We start from the raw sequence: 17,678 nt of genomic DNA on the forward strand, positions 1-17,678 counted from the left end.
GCACCTGGGGTCTGTCGTTTGGATCTCCGTGGATGGAGGAGCGGTGTCCGGTGCGTGCAGCTGCAAGGCGGAGGAGGGAGGCGACGCGGAGCGTCGTCGACCGACGAGAACGCGGCAGATGTGCGTGCCGGGCGCCGCGACGCCGCGGAGATCCAAACGACAGGCCCTCGGCGGCACGCCCGGACCGGTCGCGGTCCGTGCGTGGCGCCCGCGGCCGCACGGGCGGCGCACTCCAGGGGGCCGCTTCCCGGGGGGCGGCCCGCCGCTGCCGCTGCTGGTGCCGGCCCTGATCGGACTGGCGTTCCTGCTGCTGCCGCTGCTCGCGCTGCTGATCAGGGCGCCGTGGCGGACCCTGCCGCAGCAGCTGACCAGCGCCTCGGTGTGGCAGGCGCTGCGGCTGTCGCTGGAGACCGCGACCACCGCGACAGCGGTCGCCCTGGTGCTCGGGGTGCCGCTGGCCTGGCTGCTGGCCCGCACCGGCTTCCCCGGCCGCCGCGTCGTACGGGCGCTGGTCACGCTGCCGCTGGTACTGCCGCCGGTGGTCGGCGGGGTGGCGCTGCTGCTGGCGCTGGGGCGCAACGGAGTGGTCGGGCGCTGGCTGGACTCCTGGTTCGGCATCACCTTGCCGTTCACCACCGCGGGGGTGGTGGTCGCCGAGGCGTTCGTGGCGATGCCCTTCCTGGTGATCAGCGTCGAGGGCACCCTGCGGGCCGCCGACACCCGCTTCGAGGAGGCCGCGGCGACCCTCGGGGCGTCCCGCTTCACCACCTTCCGCCGGGTCACGCTGCCGATGATCATGCCGGGGGTGGCGGCCGGCGCGGTGCTGGCCTGGGCCCGCGCGCTCGGCGAGTTCGGCGCCACCATCACCTTCGCCGGCAGCTTCCCCGGCCGCACCCAGACGATGCCGCTCGCCGTCTACCTGGCCCTTCAGGACGACCCGGCGGCGGCCGTCGCGCTGAGCCTGGTCCTGCTGGCGGTCTCGATCGCGGTGCTTGCGGGTCTGCGGGACCGGTGGACGGGGGCGGTATGAGGAGCGGCGACGGCAGCGGGCTGGACGCCCATCTGGTGCTGGACCGGGGCGCGTTCGGCCTCGATGTGCGGCTGACGGTCGCACCCGGCGAGGTGCTGGCGCTGCTCGGGCCGAACGGAGCGGGGAAGACCACGTCGCTGCGGGCACTGGCCGGGCTGACCGCGCTGACCGGCGGGCATCTGCGGCTGGACGGCGCCACGTTGGAGGAACCCGGGATACGGCGCCGGGTCCCGCCCGAGCGGCGGCCGGTGGGGGTGATCTTCCAGGACTATCTGCTGTTCCCGCATCTGACCGCGCTGGAGAACGTGGCGTTCGGCCCGCGCTGCCACGGCGTGCCCCGGGCGCGGGCGCGGGCGCTGGCCGCGGAGCTGCTGGACCGGATGGGGCTGGCCGAGCACGCCGGGGCCAAGCCGCGCCGGCTCTCCGGCGGGCAGGCCCAACGGGTCGCGCTGGCAAGGGCGCTGGCCACCGGGCCGCGACTGCTGCTCCTCGACGAGCCGCTGGCCGCGCTGGACGCCAGGGCCCGGCTGGACATCCGGGCCGAACTGCGCCGCCATCTGGCCGCGTTCGAGGCGGTGGCGGTGCTGGTCACCCACGATCCGCTGGACGCGATGGTGCTCGCCGACCGGCTGGTGGTGATCGAGCACGGCCGGGTGGTGCAGGAGGGCAGCCCGGCGGAGATCGCCCGCCGGCCGCGCACCGACTACATCGCGAGACTGGTCGGGCTCAACCTCTACCAGGGCGAGGCGGACGGCCGTACGGTCCGCCTCGGACCCGACCTCGCGCTGACCACCACCGAAGAGCTGACCGGCCCGGCGTTCGTGGCCTTCCCACCGAGCGCGGTGGCCCTTTCGGCGACCCGGCCCGGCGATTCCGGCGCCCGCAACGCCTGGCGGGCCCGGATCACCGGGATGGAGTCGCACGGCGACCGGATCCGGGTGGCGCTGACCGGGGCCGCCGACGGTCTGCCGCTGGCCGCCGACCTGACCAATGTCGCGGTCGCCGAACTCGCCCTGGAGACCGGCGCGGAGGTGTGGGCGCAGGTGAAGGCGGCCCAGACCCACGCCTATCCGGCCTGAAAACGGCCGGAGGTGGCACCCGGGGGGACGTCCCGGGTGCCACGCGGCCCGGATTCACCGGGCCGGATCAGCCCGCCGGGCTCAACTCGGCAGCGTCCACTGCTGGTTGGCGCCGGTGCCGCAGGTCCAGATCTGCAGCCGGGTGCCGTTGGCCGAGCTGGGCCCGGTGGCGTCCAGGCACTTGCCGGACTGCGGGTTGACCAGCGTGCTGCCCGACTTCTGCCACACCTGGGAACCGGTGCCGTTGCAGTCGTAGAGATCCACCTTGGTGCCGTTGGCGGTGCCCGCCGCGGTCACGTCCATGCACTTGCCCAGCGCCTTCAGCGTCCCGTCACTTCCGACGGTCCACGTCTGCGCGTTGGTGCCGTTGCAGTCGTAGAGCTGGACGGCCGCTCCATTGGCGCTGCTCGCGGCCGCGACGTCCACGCACTTGCCGCCGTAGCCGTGGATCGCCCCGACCGGGCTGGCCGGCGGCGGGGTGACCGGGCCGGACTGGCCGGCCGCCCAGCGGATCTCCTGGATCAGCAGCTGGTTCTGCTGGGCGCTGGCGAAGGTCGACGACAGCGTGGTGTTGGTGGCGTAGTCCATCGCGTTGTGGCCGAAGTTGTTGTAGACCATCTTGTAGTTGCGGTTCGTCCAGACGATCGGGTAGTACCCGCTGTACCAGGTCTGGTTGGGGTCGGTGCCGATCGGGAACGTCGACTGGTCCATCGAGGCCAGGATGTCGATGTTCGGGTTCTGCCGCAGATCGTTCTGCCAGCTGTACCACTCACTGACCGAGGACGCGATGGTGGACGGCAGACCGGCGGTGGCCGGGTGGTTCGGGTCCTCGATCTTCAGCGTCTCCGCGGTCGGTCCCCAGCTGTTGGAGTTGAACAACCCGGTGCCGAGGAAGGTCTGGTGGTACCAGGACCAGCTGTTGGACGACGAGTCGTTGTACGCCGCCACATGGAAGCCGATCCAGCCGCCGCCGTTGTTCATGTACGTCTGGAACGCGCTCTGCTGGGAGGCGGTCTGCGGGGCGTTGTCGAGGAACATCACCACCTGGTAGTTGGCCAGGTTGGCGGTGTTGAGCTGGCTCCAGTCGTTGGTCGAGGTGTACGAGAAGCCATACTGCGCCGCGTGCTGCGGGAACCACGTGTTCGCCTCGTGGACGAAGCTGATGTGCGCGGCGTCGTAGGTGCCGTCGTAGAAGGCGAGCACCTTGAAGGTGGGGGCCGCCTGCGCGCTGTGCGACGGCGCGGCCTGCAGGCCGAGCACCACGGCGAACAGGGCCAGCAGCCGTATCAGGGTGCGGGGCCAGGGAACTGCCGTAAGGGGTCTGAACATGTGGGGGGCCTTCCTCGTCGCGACGGTGGGGGCGCGCGCCTGTACCGAGGATTCAAAGGTCTAGACTATGTTCATGTCAATGACCTGCGATTGAATCCTTGACTCGATAACGGTCGAAGTCGGTCCGGGAGCTGATTTTCGTTCACCTCCTTGACTCGGCGGCCTGCTTGCGGCAATCCTTCCCAACCAAACAGACCTACGGGAGGGCCAACAGACCACGCCGCCGCGGAGCAGGGTGCGCCTTCGCGGCGGCGTGACCGACCGGGTGTGAGCGACATCCGGGGGCGGCATGGGCGGGTGTCCGTTTCCTTCAAGACGCGGGCGCCCGCCCTGTCTACCGTGGAGGGCATGACAGCACGTATCACACCCCGTTTCGACATGGTCGGCCTGACGGTCGCCGACATGGCCGCCTCGCTGGCCTTCTACCGCCGCCTCGGCATCGAACTGCCCGCCGAAGCCGACACGCTGCCGCACGCCGAGGCGGTGCTGCCGGGCGGCCTCCGGCTCGGCTGGGACACCGTGGAGACGGTCCGCTCCTTCGACCCGGACTGGACCCCGGCCACCGGCGCCCGCGTCTCCCTCGCCTTCGACTGCGGCTCCCCCGAGGGCGTCGACACGCTCTGGACCGAACTCACCGACGCCGGCCACCACGGCCACCTCAAGCCCTGGGACGCCATCTGGGGGCAGCGCTACGCGGTCCTGCACGACCCGGACGGCAACACGGTCGACCTCTTCGCGGCCTCCCCGCAGCCGGGTTCCTGACCGCCCCTGGCGCCCGATCCGTGGCGCCCGATCCGCAGGGCCCGATCCGCGGCAGCCGCCGGCCCGGACGCCCCCCAGTGCCGCCCGCGCCGCCGCCTACTCCCGGTGGCCGCCCAGCAGTTCGGTGAGCGGCACTCCCGCCAGCGCCCTCACCTCGCGGGACAGGTGCGGCTGGTCGGCGTAGCCGGATGCCGCGGCGACAGAGGCGAAGGGGGCACCGGACCGGGCCAGCGCGAGGGCCCGCTGGAGGCGCAGCACCCGGGCCAGCGTCTTGGGCCCGTAGCCGAAGGCGGCCTCGCAACGGCGGCGCAACTGCCGCTCCCCCAGGCCCGTTCCGGCCGCGATCTCGGCGACCGGGCGGCCCTCGGCCAGCGCGGTGGCGACCGCGGCGGGCAGCGGGTCGGCGGGCCCGGCGGCGCGGGTCCTGGCGACCGCCCAGGCTTCGAGGCCGGCCGCCGGGTCGGCGGCGACCCGCTCGGCCAGCAGCCGCGCGGCGGGCCCGGCCCAGACGGCGTCGAGCGCCACCCGGTGGTCGCGCAGTTCGCGGGCCGGGACACCGAGCGCCCCGGGCCCGGCGCCGGGGGCGAACCGCAGCCCCGCGTACGCACCGCCGGGCCGGCCGTCCGCGACCTGCGCCACGGTGTCCGGCCCGGCGACCAGCAGGCCGCCGTCGTGCCAGATCAGGTCCATGCAGCCGTCGGGCAGCACGCGGTACCGCCCGCCGGCGTCGCCCCGCGTCCACACGGTGACGCCCGGCACGCGCGCGGGCCGTTCCCGGTAGTCGCCGTCCATGCCCCCATAGTGCGCCGGGCCGGTCCGCCCGATCGCCCCGGCGGGGATCAGCGGTCCTGTTCGTCGGCCGGCCAGGGTGCGGCGACCGGCGGGTACGGGGGCTCGGGCGGCCTGGGCGGCAGGGCGCGCGGCGGGGCGGGGCGGCCGGTGTCCGGGGCGCCCGGCGGCTGCACGTAATAGCCCGGCCCGGGGTAGTCGTCCGGCGCGGGCCGCTGCGGCGGGAACGGCCCCTGGTCCTGAGGCCGGCCGGGCACCTGCGCCGGGCCCTGGCCTTGGCCTTGGCCATACTCCTGACCCTGACCCTGACCCGGCAACGGGTACGGCACCGGCCCGGGTTCCGGCCGCCGCGGGCGCAGCCGGGCCCGCAGGTCGCCCGGCGGCAGGAATCCGGCCCAGCGCTCCGGGTACTCCGACGGCGCGTCGTCCACCTCGTGGACGTCCTCGTCCTCGACGCTCTCCACGGCCGCCAGGTCGGCGGCGGCGCGGGCCACCACCTCGGCGGCGGCGGCCTCGCGCAGCCGGGCGTTCTCCTCACGGGCGGCGGCGGTGGCCAGCGACGGCCACACCCGGTCCACGGCGGCGTTGACCGCCGCGCCGACCAGCACCGCGAACGCCGACACCCCGATCCACAGCAGCACCGCGACCGGCGCGGCCAGCGATCCGTAGATGGTCGGCCCCTCCACGGTGTGCGTGAGGTAGATCCGCAGCACGAAACTGCCCAGCACCCACATCAGCAGCGCGACGAGCGCGCCCGGCACGTCCTCGTACCAGGCCGACCGCACCGGCACCGACACGTGGTAGAGCGTGGTGAGGAAGGCGACCGAGGCCAGCAGCACGGCCGGCCAGTACAGCACGTGGACCACCCCCTCGCCGCCGGGCAGCCAGGCGGTCACCGCGTCCGGCCCGGCCACCACCAGCGGCAGCACCGCCGCGCCCAGCACCAGCGCGACCACGTACAGCACCAGCGACATCAGCCGGGTCATGACGATGCCGCGGCGGCCCTCCAGCCCGTACATGATGGTGATGGTGTCCACGAACACGTTCACCGCCCGGGACCCGGACCACAGGGCGATCAGGAAGCCCAGCGAGACCAGATCGGGCCTGCGGCCGTGGAAGACGTCGTCGACGAGCGGCTTCACCAGGTCGTCGACGCCCTTGTCGGAGAGCACGGTCGAGGACGCGCTGAGGATGTTGTGCCGGATGTGGTCGATGGTGTCGAGGCCGATCACCGTGTCCACATAGCCCAGCGCGCCGACCAGGCCGAGCAGCAGCGGCGGCAGCGACAGCAGGACGAAGAAGGCGGCCTCCGCGGCCAGCCCGGTGACCCGGTACTCCATGCACGAGTCCACGGTGTCCTTGAGCAGCAGCCAGGCCACCTTGCGCTTCGAGACATTGCGGTACAGGGCGCGGACCCTGCGCCACCGGGTCGGCCGCCGGTGGGTTCTTCCTTCTGCTGCTGGCACCCCCTTACGTTATCTGCCATGAGCACCCCCACCCACACGGTCAGCAACCAGGTACCCCCGCTGGTCGGGCATGACGTGTACAGCACCGACAGCGCCCTCACCGAGGCGGTCGCCCGGCACGCGGACCCGGCCGGGCTGCCGGAGATCACCGCGGAGCTCTCGGAACTGGGCCGGGCGGCCGGATCGGCCGCGGCCCAGGCCTGGGGTACACAGGCGAACACCTATGCGCCGGTGCTGCGCACCCATGACCGCTACGGCAACAGGATCGACGAGGTCGACTTCCATCCCTCCTGGCACCGGCTGCTGGGCCACGCGGTCACCTCGGGGCTGACCGCCGCCTGGTCGCGGCCGGACGGCCATCTGCGGCGCGCGGCGGGTTTCCTGGTCTGGTCGCAGGTCGAGGCGGGCCACGGCTGCCCGGTGTCGATGACGCATGCCGCCGTACCCGCGCTGCGCGCCGACCCGGAGCTGGCCGCCGAGTGGGAACCGCGGCTGGGCTCGCGGATCTACGACGAGCGGCTGGTGGCGCCGGGCGGCAAGCCGGGCGCGCTGTTCGGGATGGGCATGACGGAGAAGCAGGGCGGCTCGGACGTCCGCGCCAACACCACCCGGGCCGAGCCACTGGCCGAGGAGGGCACCTACGCGCTGACCGGGCACAAGTGGTTCTGCTCGGCGCCGATGTCGGACGGCTTCCTGGTGCTGGCGCAGGTCCCCGGAGGGACGTCGCGCGGCGAGGGGCGGGGCGGCGGGCTGACCTGCTTCCTGCTGCCGCGGGTGCTGGCGGACGGCAGCCGGAACGTCTTCGCGATCCAGCGGCTGAAGGACAAGCTGGGCAACCGCTCCAACGCCTCGGCCGAGGTGGAGTTCGCCGGGACCTGGGCCCGGCGGGTGGGCGAAGAGGGCCGCGGCGTGGCGACCATCATCGAGATGGTGGCGGCGACCAGGCTGGACTGCTCGCTCGGCTCCGCCGCGCTGATGCGGCAGGCGGTCGCGCAGGCCGTCCACCACGCCACGTACCGCAGCGCGTTCGGCGGGCCGCTGATCGACAAGCCGCTGATGCGCAATGTGCTGGCCGACATGGCACTGGAGTCCGAGGCGGCCACCACCACCGCGCTGCGGCTGGCCGCCTCCTACGACGCGGACGGCGAGCAGGAGCGTGCCTTCCGCCGGCTGGCGGTGGCGATCACCAAGTTCTGGGTGACCAAGCGGGCTTCCGCGGTGGCCGCCGAGGCGCTGGAGTGCCTGGGCGGCAACGGCTATGTGGAGGAGTCGGGGATGCCGCGCATCTTCCGCGAGTCGCCGCTGAACTCGGTGTGGGAGGGCTCGGGCAATGTGCAGGCGCTCGACGTGCTGCGGGTGCTCCAGCGCGAGCCGCTGGCGCTGAACGCCTTCCTCGGCGAGATCGGTCTGGCCCGCGGCGCCGATCACCGGCTCGACCGGGCGATCAAGGATCTGCTGGGCGAACTCGCCGATCTGGACGCGGTCGAGGCGCGGGCCCGGCGGATCGTGGAGCGGATGGCGCTGGTGCTCCAGGGCTCGCTGCTGGTGCGCTTCGCGCCCGCGGCGGTGGCGGACGCCTTCTGCGCCTCGCGGCTGGGCGGGGACTGGGGTTCGACCTTCGGGACGCTGCCGCACACGCTGGACCTGGCCGCGATCGTGGACCGGGCCGGGCCGGCGCCGCACTGACCCGGGCGGCGTCGATCCGGGGTGTACGGCCGGGGGGTGAGGGTGGCGCCGCGCCGACTCGGCACCACCCCCGGTCCCATGGGCCGCCGTCGCACCCGGCGCACGCGCACCGCTGTGTCGACAAGGTGACGCGTCGTCACTCTCCGTCGAAGTCAAGCGTGCCCGCAACCGTTGCAGCCCGTTGCATACGTACGCGCGGCGGTCATGGCGGGCGGGCGGGCACGGCGGGACCATGGGACATGGGAAGCGGTACCGGCAGGCATCCAGGGCGGGGGCTTCGTGGCACATCTACCGATCGGGCTGGGACGGCTGGACACCCTGGACGTCCGTACGTCCGCGCATCTGCTCGCTTCGGTGCGCGAGGCCACCCTGGCCGGCGACGTGCCGCCCCGGCCGCCCCGGGTGGTGATCGGCGAGTCCTGGACCCGGGCGCTGAGTTCGGGGGTGGACCCGGACAACGGCCGGCGCGGCGCGCCGCTGAGCACCGACGAGATCGAGCAGCGCCGGCAGGCCACCGCGCTCGGCGCGGTGCTCCCGGTGCTGCGGGACGGGCTGGTCCCGGTGGCCGAGGCGGCCTGGCACATCATGGTGGTGACCGACACCGAGGGCCGGGTGCTGTGGCGGGACGGCAGCGTCGCGGTGCGCAGGAGCGCCGACCGGCTGGGCTTCACCGAGGGCGCCTCCTGGGCCGAGGACATGGTGGGCACCAACGCGATCGGCACCGCGCTGGTCACCCGGACCCCGCTCCAGGTGCACTCCGCCGAGCATTTCGTCCGCAGCCACCACGGCTGGACCTGCGCCGCCGCGCCGCTGCACGATCCGCGCGACGGCCGGCTGCTGGGGGTGGTGGACATCAGCGGCCCGGCGGCCACCGTGCACCCGGCGACGCTGTCCCTGGTGTCGGCGGTGGCCCGGGTCGCCGAGGGGGAGCTGCGGGCCGGTCACTGGGCGGCGGTGGAGCGGCTGCGGTCGATCGCGGCGCCGCTGCTGGCCCGGATCGAGGGCCAGGCGCTGGCGGTGGACCGCAACGGCTGGACGGCGGCGGTGACGGGCATGGCGCCCACCCACCGGGTCGCGCTGCCGGTGTCGGTACGGGCCGGGCAGGTGTGGCTGCCCTCGCTCGGGCTGTGCGCGCTGGAGCCGCTGCCCGGCGGCTGGCTGATCCGGGTGAACGGCCGGGAGCGCCCGCCGGCCGCCAGCCGGGTGGTGCTCGATCTGAGCCGGCCGCGCGACTGCGTGGTGACGGTCTCCGGTCCGGCGGGCGGCTGGGCCCAGCGGCTCAGCCCGCGCCACGCCGAGCTCCTGTTCGTCCTGGCGGTCCACCGGTCGGGGCGGACCGCGGCCCAGCTCGCGGCGGATCTGTTCGGCGACCCGAGCCGCGCGGTGACGGTCCGCGCCGAGCTGTCCCGGCTGCGCCGCAATCTGGCCGGTGTGCTGGCGCACCGCCCGTACCGCTTCGCCGAGGGTGTGGACGTGGAGCTGGTCCGCCCGCCCCGGCCGCTGGACCTGCTGCCGCACTCGGTGGCGCCCGCGGTGCTGGCCGCCCGGCACTGACCGGCCCCCGGCCGCGCCCCGCCGGTCAGCCGGCCGCCCGCCCGCCCGCGCCGCCTAGGGTGGGCGCATGAGTGCGACCCTGACCACCTGGTATCTGGAACTGACCGCCCCCGGGGAGCTGCGGCCGGCCGCCGAGCCGGCCCGGGAGGCGGGCCTGCGGATCGTACGGGCCGAGATCCCGTCCGGGGCTTTCGGGCGTTTTCTGTATACGGCGGTGGGCGGCGACTGCTCCTGGACCGACCGGCTGCCGTGGCCGCCGGAACGGTGGCAGGGCCATCTGGAGCGGCCGGGCCGCGAGGTGTGGGTGGCCTACCGGCACGGCACCCCGGCGGGCTACATGGAGCTGGACGGGCAGGAGGAGGGGGCGGTCGAGATCGCCTACTTCGGGCTGCTGCCGGAGTCCCGCGGCCTGGGCATCGGCGGCCACCTCCTGTCGTACGGCGCCGCCCGCGGCTGGGATCTGGCCGACCGCTGGCCCGGGCGGCCGGCCACCCGGCGGGTCTGGCTGCACACCTGTTCGCTGGACGGGCCGTACGCGCTGGCCAACTACCGGCGCCGCGGTTTCCGGGTGACGCGGACCACAGTGTCTCAGCCTGTGGGATAAACGGGTCCACATGCTGGATCATGGTGGACTCGCCAGAGACCCGCGTGCCACGCTTTCGACATGTCACGCACGGGAATCGCCTTGGTAGGTCGGCCGCATGTCGACTTCTGCCGCGTCTCCAGCGCCATCTGTCCGGCGGTCTGAACACACCAGCGCCGGCCCGTGTGACCGCACCCGTACCGCCTCCAGCCCCCTGCCGTTCCCGTCGCCGTGGACGCGCGGCACACCCCGCCGTCCCCCCGAGTCCGACAGCCCTGACCCGCCCAGGCCGTAGGGTGCATCCGCGCCGCACCGACCGTATTCCTGCCTGCCCGAAGGACGCACCGCGATGGCTTCCAGCCCTGACCAGCCCCAGACCCCCGAGGGGAGCGCCCCCGCGGCGGGTCCCGTGACCCATCGCAAGGCCGGGCGCCATCGCGGCGAGGGACAGTGGGCGAAGGGTCACTTCACGCCGCTGAACGCCAACGAGCAGACCAAGAAGGACGACGACGGCCTCAATGTGCGCACGCGCATCGAGACGATCTACGCCCACCGCGGTTTCGACTCCATCGACGGCGCCGATCTGCGCGGCCGGATGCGCTGGTGGGGCCTGTACACCCAGCGCCGCCCCGGCATCGACGGCGGACGTACCGCGATCCTGGAGCCGGAGGAGCTGGACGACCGCTACTTCATGATGCGGGTGCGCATCGACGGCGGCCGGCTCACCGTCGCCCAGCTGCGGGTGATCGGCGAGATCTCGCGCGAGTTCGCCCGCGGCACCGCGGATCTGACCGACCGGCAGAACATCCAGTACCACTGGATCAGGATCGAGGACGTCCCGGAGATCTGGCGCCGGCTGGAAGCGGTGGGCCTGTCCACCACCGAGGCCTGCGGTGACACCCCGCGGGTCATCCTCGGCTCGCCGGTGGCCGGTATCGCGGCCGACGAGATCATCGACGGCACCCCGGCGATCGACGAGATCCAGCGGCGCTACATCGGCAGCAAGGAGTTCTCCAACCTGCCGAGGAAGTTCAAGACGGCGATCTCCGGCTCGCCGCTGCTCGACGTGGTGCACGAGATCAACGACATCTCCTTCGTCGGCGTCGAACACCCCGAGCACGGCCCCGGTTTCGACCTGTGGGTCGGCGGCGGCCTGTCCACCAACCCCAAGCTGGGCGTCCGGCTCGGCGCCTGGGTGCCGCTGGACGAGGTGCCGGAGGTGTGGGCCGGGGTGATCGGCATCTTCCGCGACCACGGCTACCGCCGGCTGCGCACCCGCGCCCGGCTGAAGTTCCTGGTCGCCGACTGGGGCGCGGCCCGATTCCGCCAGGTGCTCCAGGACGACTACCTCAAGCGCGAGCTGCTGGACGGCCCCGCGCCCGAGCAGCCCACCCAGGTGTGGCGCGACCACCTCGGGGTGCACCGGCAGCGGGACGGCCGCTACTACGTCGGCTTCGCCGCCCGGGTCGGCCGGATCGACGGCGCCACCCTGGTCAAGATCGCCGAACTCGCCGAGGCGCACGGCTCCGGCCGGCTGACGACGACCACCGACCAGAAGATGATCGTGCTGGACGTCGAGGAGTCCCGGGTCGAGTCGCTGGCCGCCGGGCTGAAGGCGCTGGACCTCCAGGTCACCCCGTCGCCCTTCCGGCGCGGCACGATGGCCTGCACCGGTATCGAGTTCTGCAAGCTCGCCATCGTGGAGACCAAGGCCCGCGGCGCCTCGCTCATCGACGAACTGGAGCGCAGGCTGCCGCAGTTCGACCTGCCGATCACCATCAACATCAACGGCTGCCCCAACTCCTGCGCCCGTATCCAGGTGGCGGACATCGGTCTCAAGGGGCAGCTGGTCACCGGCTCCGACGGCGAGCAGGTCGAGGGCTATCAGGTGCACCTCGGCGGCAGCCTCGGCCTTGAGCCGGGCTTCGGCCGCAAGGTCCGCGGTCTGAAGGTCACCGCCACCGAACTCCCGGACTACGTCGAGCGGTTGCTCACCCGCTTCCAGGCCGAGCGCACCGAGGGCGAGCGCTTCGCCCAGTGGGCCGCCCGCGCCTCCGAGGAGGCCCTCGCATGACCGAGCGCGCCGCGCCGTTCTACTGCCCCTACTGCGGGGACGAGGACCTGCGTCCCTCCGAGGAGGGGCACGGCGCCTGGGAATGCCGGGCCTGCAATCGCGCATTCCAGCTGAAGTTCCTCGGGCTGCTGGCCCGCGGGCTGACGGCCGAATCCCCTGACGGAGGCGCCTCGTGACCACCGCTCAGCACAGCGCGCTCGAACCGCGGCGGCTCCAGGAGCTCGCCGAACAGGCCGGACGCGACCTGGAGGAGGCGTCCGCGCAGGACATCCTGCGCTGGGCCGCCGACACCTTCGGCAGCCGCTTCTGCGTCACCTCCTCGATGGAGGACGCGGTGGTCTCCCACCTCGCCTCGCGCGCCCTGCCCGGGGTGGACGTGGTCTTCCTCGACACCGGCTACCACTTCCCCGAGACCATCGGCACCCGGGACGCGGTGGCCGCCGTGATGGACGTCAACGTGATCACGCTGACCCCGCGGCAGTCCGTCGCCGAGCAGGACGCCGAGTACGGCCCGAAGCTGCACGACCGCGACCCCGACCGGTGCTGCGCGCTGCGCAAGGTCGCCCCGCTGGAGGAGGGCCTGCGCGGCTACGACGCCTGGGCCACCGGCCTGCGCCGCGACGAGTCCCCGACCCGGGCCGGCACTCCGGTGGTCGGCTGGGACGCCAAGCGGCGGAAGGTCAAGATCGCCCCGATCGCCCGCTGGTCGCAGGCCGACGTGGAGGCCTATGTCGCCGAGCACGGGGTGCTCACCAACCCGCTGCTGACGGACGGTTACGCCTCCGTCGGCTGCGCCCCCTGCACCCGCCGGGTGCTGGAGGGCGAGGACGCCCGATCCGGCCGGTGGGCGGGGCTCGGCAAGACCGAGTGCGGGATCCACCTGTGAGTCCAGCGGCGCGCACGACCGCCGGCCCGCCACCCACCGTCTCCGCCGTCCCCACCGCCACCCGACCGCCGTACGAGCAGGAGGACACGATGAGCTCCGGGGCCACCGTCTGGCTCACCGGTCTGCCGAGCGCGGGCAAGACCACCATCGCGTACGCCCTCGCCGACCGGCTGCGCGGCGGCGGCCGGCGCGTCGAGGTGCTCGACGGCGACGAGATCCGCGCGTTCCTGTCCGCCGGCCTCGGCTTCGACCGCGAGGACCGGCACACCAATGTGCAGCGGATCGGCTTCGTCGCCGAACTGCTGGCCTCCCACGGGGTGCTGGTGCTGGTGCCGGTCATCGCCCCGTACGCCGACAGCCGCGAGGCGGTGCGCAAGCGCCACCAGGCCCGGGGCACCGGCTATCTGGAGATCCATGTGGCCACGCCGGTGGACGTCTGCTCGGCGCGGGACGTCAAGGGGCTGTACGCCAAGCAGGCGGCCGGCGAACTCACCGGCCTGACCGGCGTGGACGACCCGTACGAGGTGCCGGAGCAGCCGGACCTGCGGATTGAGACGCAAGGGCGCACCGTCGAGGAGTCCGCGGCGGCCGTGCACGGGCTGCTCGTCGAGAAGGGCCTGACCGTATGACGACCGTCGCGAACACCGGTGCCAAGGACAGTCCGTACGCGCTCACCCACCTGGACGCGCTGGAGTCCGAGGCGGTGCACATCTTCCGTGAGGTGGCCGGGGAGTTCGAGCGGCCGGTGCTGCTGTTCTCCGGCGGCAAGGACTCGATCGTGATGCTGCACCTGGCGCTCAAGGCGTTCGCGCCGGCCCCGGTGCCCTTCTCCCTGCTGCATGTGGACACCGGGCACAACTTCCCCGAGGTGCTGGCGTACCGGGACCGTACCGTCGCCGAGCACTCCTTGCGGCTGCACGTGGCGAAGGTGCAGGACTACATCGACGACGGGCGGCTGCGCGAGCGCCCGGACGGCACCCGCAACCCGCTGCAGACCGTGCCGCTGACCGAGGCGATCCAACGGGAGCGCTTCGACGCGGTGTTCGGCGGCGGGCGGCGCGACGAGGAGAAGGCCCGGGCCAAGGAGCGGGTGTTCTCGCTGCGCGACGAGTTCTCCCAGTGGGACCCGCGCCGCCAGCGCCCCGAGCTGTGGGCGCTCTACAACGGCCGGCACGCGCCCGGCGAGCACGTCCGGGTCTTCCCGCTGTCCAACTGGACCGAGCTGGACGTGTGGCAGTACATCGCGCGGGAGGAGATCGCGCTGCCGGAGATCTACTTCGCGCACGAGCGGCAGGTGTTCAACCGCTCCGGCATGTGGCTGACACCGGGCGAGTGGGGCGGCCCGAAGACCGGTGAGACGGTGCAGACCCGGCTGGTGCGCTACCGCACGGTCGGCGACATGTCCTGCACCGGGGCCGTGGACTCCGACGCCACCACGCTCGGCGCGGTGATCGCCGAGATCGCCGCCTCCCGGCTGACCGAGCGGGGCGCCACCCGGGCGGACGACAAGATGTCGGAAGCCGCGATGGAAGACCGCAAGCGCGAGGGGTACTTCTAACCATGACCGGCACCACGAGCCCGCTCACCGCCGAGCAGTTGTCGGCCACCACCTTGCTGCGCTTCGCCACCGCGGGCTCCGTCGACGACGGCAAGTCCACCCTGGTGGGCCGGCTGCTGCACGACTCCAAGTCGGTGCTGACCGACCAGCTGGAGGCGGTCGAGCGGGCGTCGCTGAGCCGCGGCCAGGACACGCCGGACCTGGCGCTGCTCACCGACGGCCTGCGGGCCGAGCGGGAGCAGGGCATCACCATCGATGTCGCCTACCGCTACTTCGCCACCGCGCGGCGCCGCTTCATCCTGGCCGACACCCCGGGCCATGTGCAGTACACCCGCAACATGGTGACCGGCGCCTCGACCGCGGAGCTGGCCGTGGTGCTGGTGGACGCGCGCAACGGCGTGGTGGAGCAGACCCGGCGCCATGCCGCGGTCGCCGCGCTGCTGCGGGTCCCGCATATGGTGCTGGCCGTCAACAAGATGGACCTGGTGGACTACGCCGAACCGGTGTTCGCCGCGATCGCCGAGGAGTTCACCGCCTACGCGGCCTCGCTCGGCGTCCCCGGCTGGGGCTCCGGCGGGCTGTTGCAGAAGGACTGGATCACCGCGATCCCGATATCGGCGCTGGCCGGCGACAATGTGGTGGAGCCCTCCGCGCACATGGACTGGTACGGCGGCCCGACCGTGCTGGAGCACCTGGAGACGGTCCCGGTCAGCCACGACCTGACCCACTGCGCCGCGCGCTTCCCGGTGCAGTACGTGATCCGGCCGCAGAGCGCCGAGCACCCCGACTACCGCGGCTACGCCGGCCAGATCGCCTCGGGCATGCTGCGGGTCGGCGAGGCGGTGACGGTACTGCCGTCCGGCAGGACCACCACCATCACCGGCATCGACGCGCTGGGCCGCGCGGTGGACACCGCCTGGGCGCCGCAGTCGGTGACCGTGCTGCTCGCCGACGACCTCGACATCTCGCGCGGCGACCTGATCGCGCCGACCGCGACCGCGCCCCCGGTCACCCAGGACATCAAGGCCACCGTCTGCCACCTGCACGAACGCCCGCTGCGGATCGGGGACCGGGTGCTGCTCAAGCACGCGACCCGGACGGTGAAGGCGATCGTCAAGGCGCTGCCGTACCGGATCGACCTGTCGTCCGGGCTGTCCCGCCAGAACGACCCGGCGGAGCTGGCGGTCAACGACATCGGTGCGGTGGTGCTGCGGACCGCCGAGCCGCTGCCGATGGACGCCTACGCCGACTCCCGGCTGACCGGATCGTTCCTGCTGATCGACCCCGCCGACGGGACGACGCTGACCGCCGCGATGGCCGGCGAGGAGTTCGTCGAGCGGGAGCCGGCCGCACCAGCGGCCGACGAGGACGACAAGGGATGGGACTTCTGACGATGACCCCGGACGCGATTCTTGACGCCTTCTCGGGCTTCGCGAAGGAGGGCGGGCGCGTGGGCAGCGGCTCGCTCGGCTCCGGTACGGGCGGGGTGGCGCGATGTGTGCGCTGACGCCCCTGGTGACGGTCCCCGGACGGACCGCAGCCGCCGCCGTACGTCCCCGCCGCGCTGCACGCTTCCCGCTGCACCGCTTTCGAAGACCTGACGACATTCCGGCCGCGCCCTAGTCGCGCGACACGCCGGGCCTTACGAAAGGACACTCCCGTGTCTGCCACTTCCGTACCCGCCCCGAACCGCACCACCCGCCGCCGCAGACTCATCGCCGCGGCCGCCGCCCTGCCGGTCCTCTTCGGCGCGCTGGCCGCCTGCGGCTACGGCTCCAGCAAGTCCTCGGACGACAACGCCAGTACCACCCCCGCCGCTCCCGCCGCCTCCGCGAGCACCGCGAAGCTCTCCGCCGACGAGGTCCGGATCGGCTACTTCCCCAACCTGACGCACGCCACCGCGCTGGTCGGGCTGAAGGAGGGCTTCTTCCAGCAGGAACTCGGCGCCACCAAGATCAAGCAGGCCACCTTCAACGCGGGTCCGGCCGAGATCGAGGCGCTCAACGCCGGTTCCATCGACATCGGCTGGATCGGCCCCTCCCCCGCGATCAACGGCTACACCAAGTCCGACGGCGGCGATCTGCGGATCATCTCGGGTTCGGCGTCCGGCGGTGTGAAGCTGGTGGTCAACCCCAAGAAGATCAAGACCCTGGCCGACGTCAAGGGCAAGAAGATCGCCACCCCGCAGCTCGGCAACACCCAGGACGTGGCGCTGCTGGCCTGGATCAAGTCCCAGGGCTGGAAGGTCGACGCGCAGAGCGGCAAGGGCGACGTGTCGGTGATCCGTACCGACAACAAGATCACCCCCGACGCCTACAAGGCCGGCTCCATCGACGGCGCGTGGGTGCCGGAACCCACCGCGTCCAAGCTGGTCAGCGAGGGCGCGAAGGTGCTGCTGGACGAGAGCACGCTGTGGCCCGACCAGAAGTTCGTCATCACCAATGTGATCGTCTCGCAGAAGTTCCTCACCGCCCACCCCGACGTGGTCGAGGCGGTACTGCGCGGCTCGGTGAAGACCAACGCCTGGATCAACGCCAACTCCGACAAGGCCAAGGCCGACGCGAACGACCAGCTCAAGGTGCTGACCCAGAAGGCGCTGCCGCCGGCCGTGCTGGACCCGGCGTGGAAGTCCATCCAGGTGCTGGACGACCCGCTGGCCAAGACCGCGCAGGAGGAGGCGGACCACGCGGTGTCGGCCGGTCTGCTGAAGGCCCCGAAGCTCGACGGCATCTACGACCTGACGCTGCTGAACAAGGTGCTCAAGGAGCAGGGCCAGCCGGCGGTGGACGCGGCGGGTCTCGGCAACCAGTAGCGGCCGCCCGCCGCGGGGACGCATCCGTCCCGTCCTTCTCATCCGTTCCATCCGTTCGATCCGTTCCGCC

The 17,678-nt window shown here is 72.8% G+C and carries 17 protein-coding genes and 1 pseudogene; 15 read left to right on the top strand and 3 right to left on the bottom strand.

Annotated features, from left to right (window positions below; all coding sequences use genetic code 11):
* Window positions 1-118 precede the first annotated feature (118 nt).
* Both ACFO3J_RS25895 and ACFO3J_RS25900 read left to right on the top strand, forming a co-directional pair.
* Window positions 119-1,030: an ABC transporter permease gene (locus ACFO3J_RS25895; protein ID WP_386433864.1), complete on the top strand. Its 912-nt coding sequence runs from the start codon at window positions 119-121 to the stop codon at window positions 1,028-1,030.
* Window positions 1,027-2,109 carry an ABC transporter ATP-binding protein gene (locus tag ACFO3J_RS25900; protein ID WP_386433867.1) on the top strand — a complete coding sequence of 361 codons (1,083 nt, stop codon included), beginning with the start codon at window positions 1,027-1,029 and terminating at the stop codon, window positions 2,107-2,109. The genes ACFO3J_RS25895 and ACFO3J_RS25900 overlap by 4 nt, the downstream gene beginning before the upstream one ends.
* 81 nt (window positions 2,110-2,190) lie before the next feature.
* Here ACFO3J_RS25900 and ACFO3J_RS25905 read toward each other — a convergent pair whose 3' ends face one another.
* Window positions 2,191-3,438 carry a ThuA domain-containing protein gene (locus tag ACFO3J_RS25905; protein ID WP_386433870.1) on the bottom strand — a complete coding sequence of 416 codons (1,248 nt, stop codon included), beginning with the start codon at window positions 3,436-3,438 and terminating at the stop codon, window positions 2,191-2,193.
* Between the two features lie 348 nt (window positions 3,439-3,786).
* On the opposite strand from ACFO3J_RS25905, the gene ACFO3J_RS25910 reads away from it, so the two are divergent.
* On the top strand, window positions 3,787-4,200 hold the full coding sequence (locus ACFO3J_RS25910; protein WP_386433873.1) for a VOC family protein: 414 nt from the start codon (window positions 3,787-3,789) through the stop codon (window positions 4,198-4,200).
* Window positions 4,201-4,296: 96 nt separating this feature from the next.
* On the opposite strand, the gene ACFO3J_RS25915 is transcribed toward ACFO3J_RS25910, so the two are convergent.
* Window positions 4,297-4,992 (bottom strand): helix-turn-helix transcriptional regulator, encoded by a 696-nt coding sequence (locus tag ACFO3J_RS25915; RefSeq protein ID WP_386433876.1) that lies wholly within the window; start codon window positions 4,990-4,992, stop codon window positions 4,297-4,299.
* Window positions 4,993-5,342: 350 nt separating this feature from the next.
* Window positions 5,343-6,455, bottom strand: a pseudogene (locus ACFO3J_RS25920) (YihY/virulence factor BrkB family protein); the annotation flags it as partial.
* 18 nt (window positions 6,456-6,473) lie between these two features.
* On the opposite strand from ACFO3J_RS25920, the gene ACFO3J_RS25925 reads away from it, so the two are divergent.
* The 12 genes from ACFO3J_RS25925 to ACFO3J_RS25980 all read left to right on the top strand — a co-directional run bounded on the left by ACFO3J_RS25925 (window position 6,474) and on the right by ACFO3J_RS25980 (window position 17,608).
* Complete coding sequence (locus tag ACFO3J_RS25925) at window positions 6,474-8,141, top strand: acyl-CoA dehydrogenase family protein (RefSeq protein WP_386433879.1); 1,668 nt, start codon at window positions 6,474-6,476, stop codon at window positions 8,139-8,141.
* A gap of 279 nt (window positions 8,142-8,420) precedes the next feature.
* Complete coding sequence (locus tag ACFO3J_RS25930) at window positions 8,421-9,695, top strand: GAF domain-containing protein (protein WP_386433882.1); 1,275 nt, start codon at window positions 8,421-8,423, stop codon at window positions 9,693-9,695.
* A 67-nt stretch (window positions 9,696-9,762) separates the two neighbouring features.
* Window positions 9,763-10,299, top strand: a complete 537-nt coding sequence (locus ACFO3J_RS25935; RefSeq protein ID WP_386433885.1) for a GNAT family N-acetyltransferase — start codon at window positions 9,763-9,765, stop codon at window positions 10,297-10,299.
* A 60-nt stretch (window positions 10,300-10,359) separates the two neighbouring features.
* The gene (locus ACFO3J_RS25940; RefSeq protein ID WP_355338823.1) at window positions 10,360-10,443 is read left to right on the top strand and encodes a putative leader peptide; all 84 of its coding nucleotides are present in this window, start codon (window positions 10,360-10,362) and stop codon (window positions 10,441-10,443) included.
* A 184-nt stretch (window positions 10,444-10,627) separates the two neighbouring features.
* Window positions 10,628-12,352 carry a nitrite/sulfite reductase gene (locus ACFO3J_RS25945; RefSeq protein WP_386433888.1) on the top strand — a complete coding sequence of 575 codons (1,725 nt, stop codon included), beginning with the start codon at window positions 10,628-10,630 and terminating at the stop codon, window positions 12,350-12,352.
* Complete coding sequence (locus ACFO3J_RS25950) at window positions 12,349-12,528, top strand: hypothetical protein (protein WP_386433891.1); 180 nt, start codon at window positions 12,349-12,351, stop codon at window positions 12,526-12,528. Before ACFO3J_RS25945 ends, ACFO3J_RS25950 begins: the two co-directional genes overlap by 4 nt.
* Window positions 12,525-13,238 carry a phosphoadenylyl-sulfate reductase gene (locus ACFO3J_RS25955; RefSeq protein WP_386433894.1) on the top strand — a complete coding sequence of 238 codons (714 nt, stop codon included), beginning with the start codon at window positions 12,525-12,527 and terminating at the stop codon, window positions 13,236-13,238. The genes ACFO3J_RS25950 and ACFO3J_RS25955 overlap by 4 nt, the downstream gene beginning before the upstream one ends.
* Window positions 13,239-13,327: 89 nt before the next feature.
* Window positions 13,328-13,867 carry an adenylyl-sulfate kinase gene (gene cysC / locus ACFO3J_RS25960; RefSeq protein WP_386434501.1) on the top strand — a complete coding sequence of 180 codons (540 nt, stop codon included), beginning with the start codon at window positions 13,328-13,330 and terminating at the stop codon, window positions 13,865-13,867.
* Window positions 13,864-14,796 carry a sulfate adenylyltransferase subunit CysD gene (gene cysD / locus ACFO3J_RS25965; protein ID WP_386433897.1) on the top strand — a complete coding sequence of 311 codons (933 nt, stop codon included), beginning with the start codon at window positions 13,864-13,866 and terminating at the stop codon, window positions 14,794-14,796. The genes cysC and cysD overlap by 4 nt, the downstream gene beginning before the upstream one ends.
* 2 nt (window positions 14,797-14,798) lie before the next feature.
* The gene (locus ACFO3J_RS25970) at window positions 14,799-16,187 is read left to right on the top strand and encodes a sulfate adenylyltransferase subunit 1 (protein ID WP_386433900.1); all 1,389 of its coding nucleotides are present in this window, start codon (window positions 14,799-14,801) and stop codon (window positions 16,185-16,187) included.
* Window positions 16,175-16,303, top strand: a complete 129-nt coding sequence (locus ACFO3J_RS25975; RefSeq protein WP_386433903.1) for a hypothetical protein — start codon at window positions 16,175-16,177, stop codon at window positions 16,301-16,303. Before ACFO3J_RS25970 ends, ACFO3J_RS25975 begins: the two co-directional genes overlap by 13 nt.
* Window positions 16,304-16,456: 153 nt before the next feature.
* A complete protein-coding gene (locus tag ACFO3J_RS25980) occupies window positions 16,457-17,608 on the top strand; it encodes an aliphatic sulfonate ABC transporter substrate-binding protein (RefSeq protein WP_386433906.1) in 1,152 nt (383 codons plus the stop codon).
* Window positions 17,609-17,678 lie beyond the last annotated feature (70 nt).

Origin of the sequence: Streptomyces polygonati (genome assembly GCF_042650325.1) — a bacterium.
GTDB lineage: Bacteria > Actinomycetota > Actinomycetes > Streptomycetales > Streptomycetaceae > Actinacidiphila > Actinacidiphila polygonati.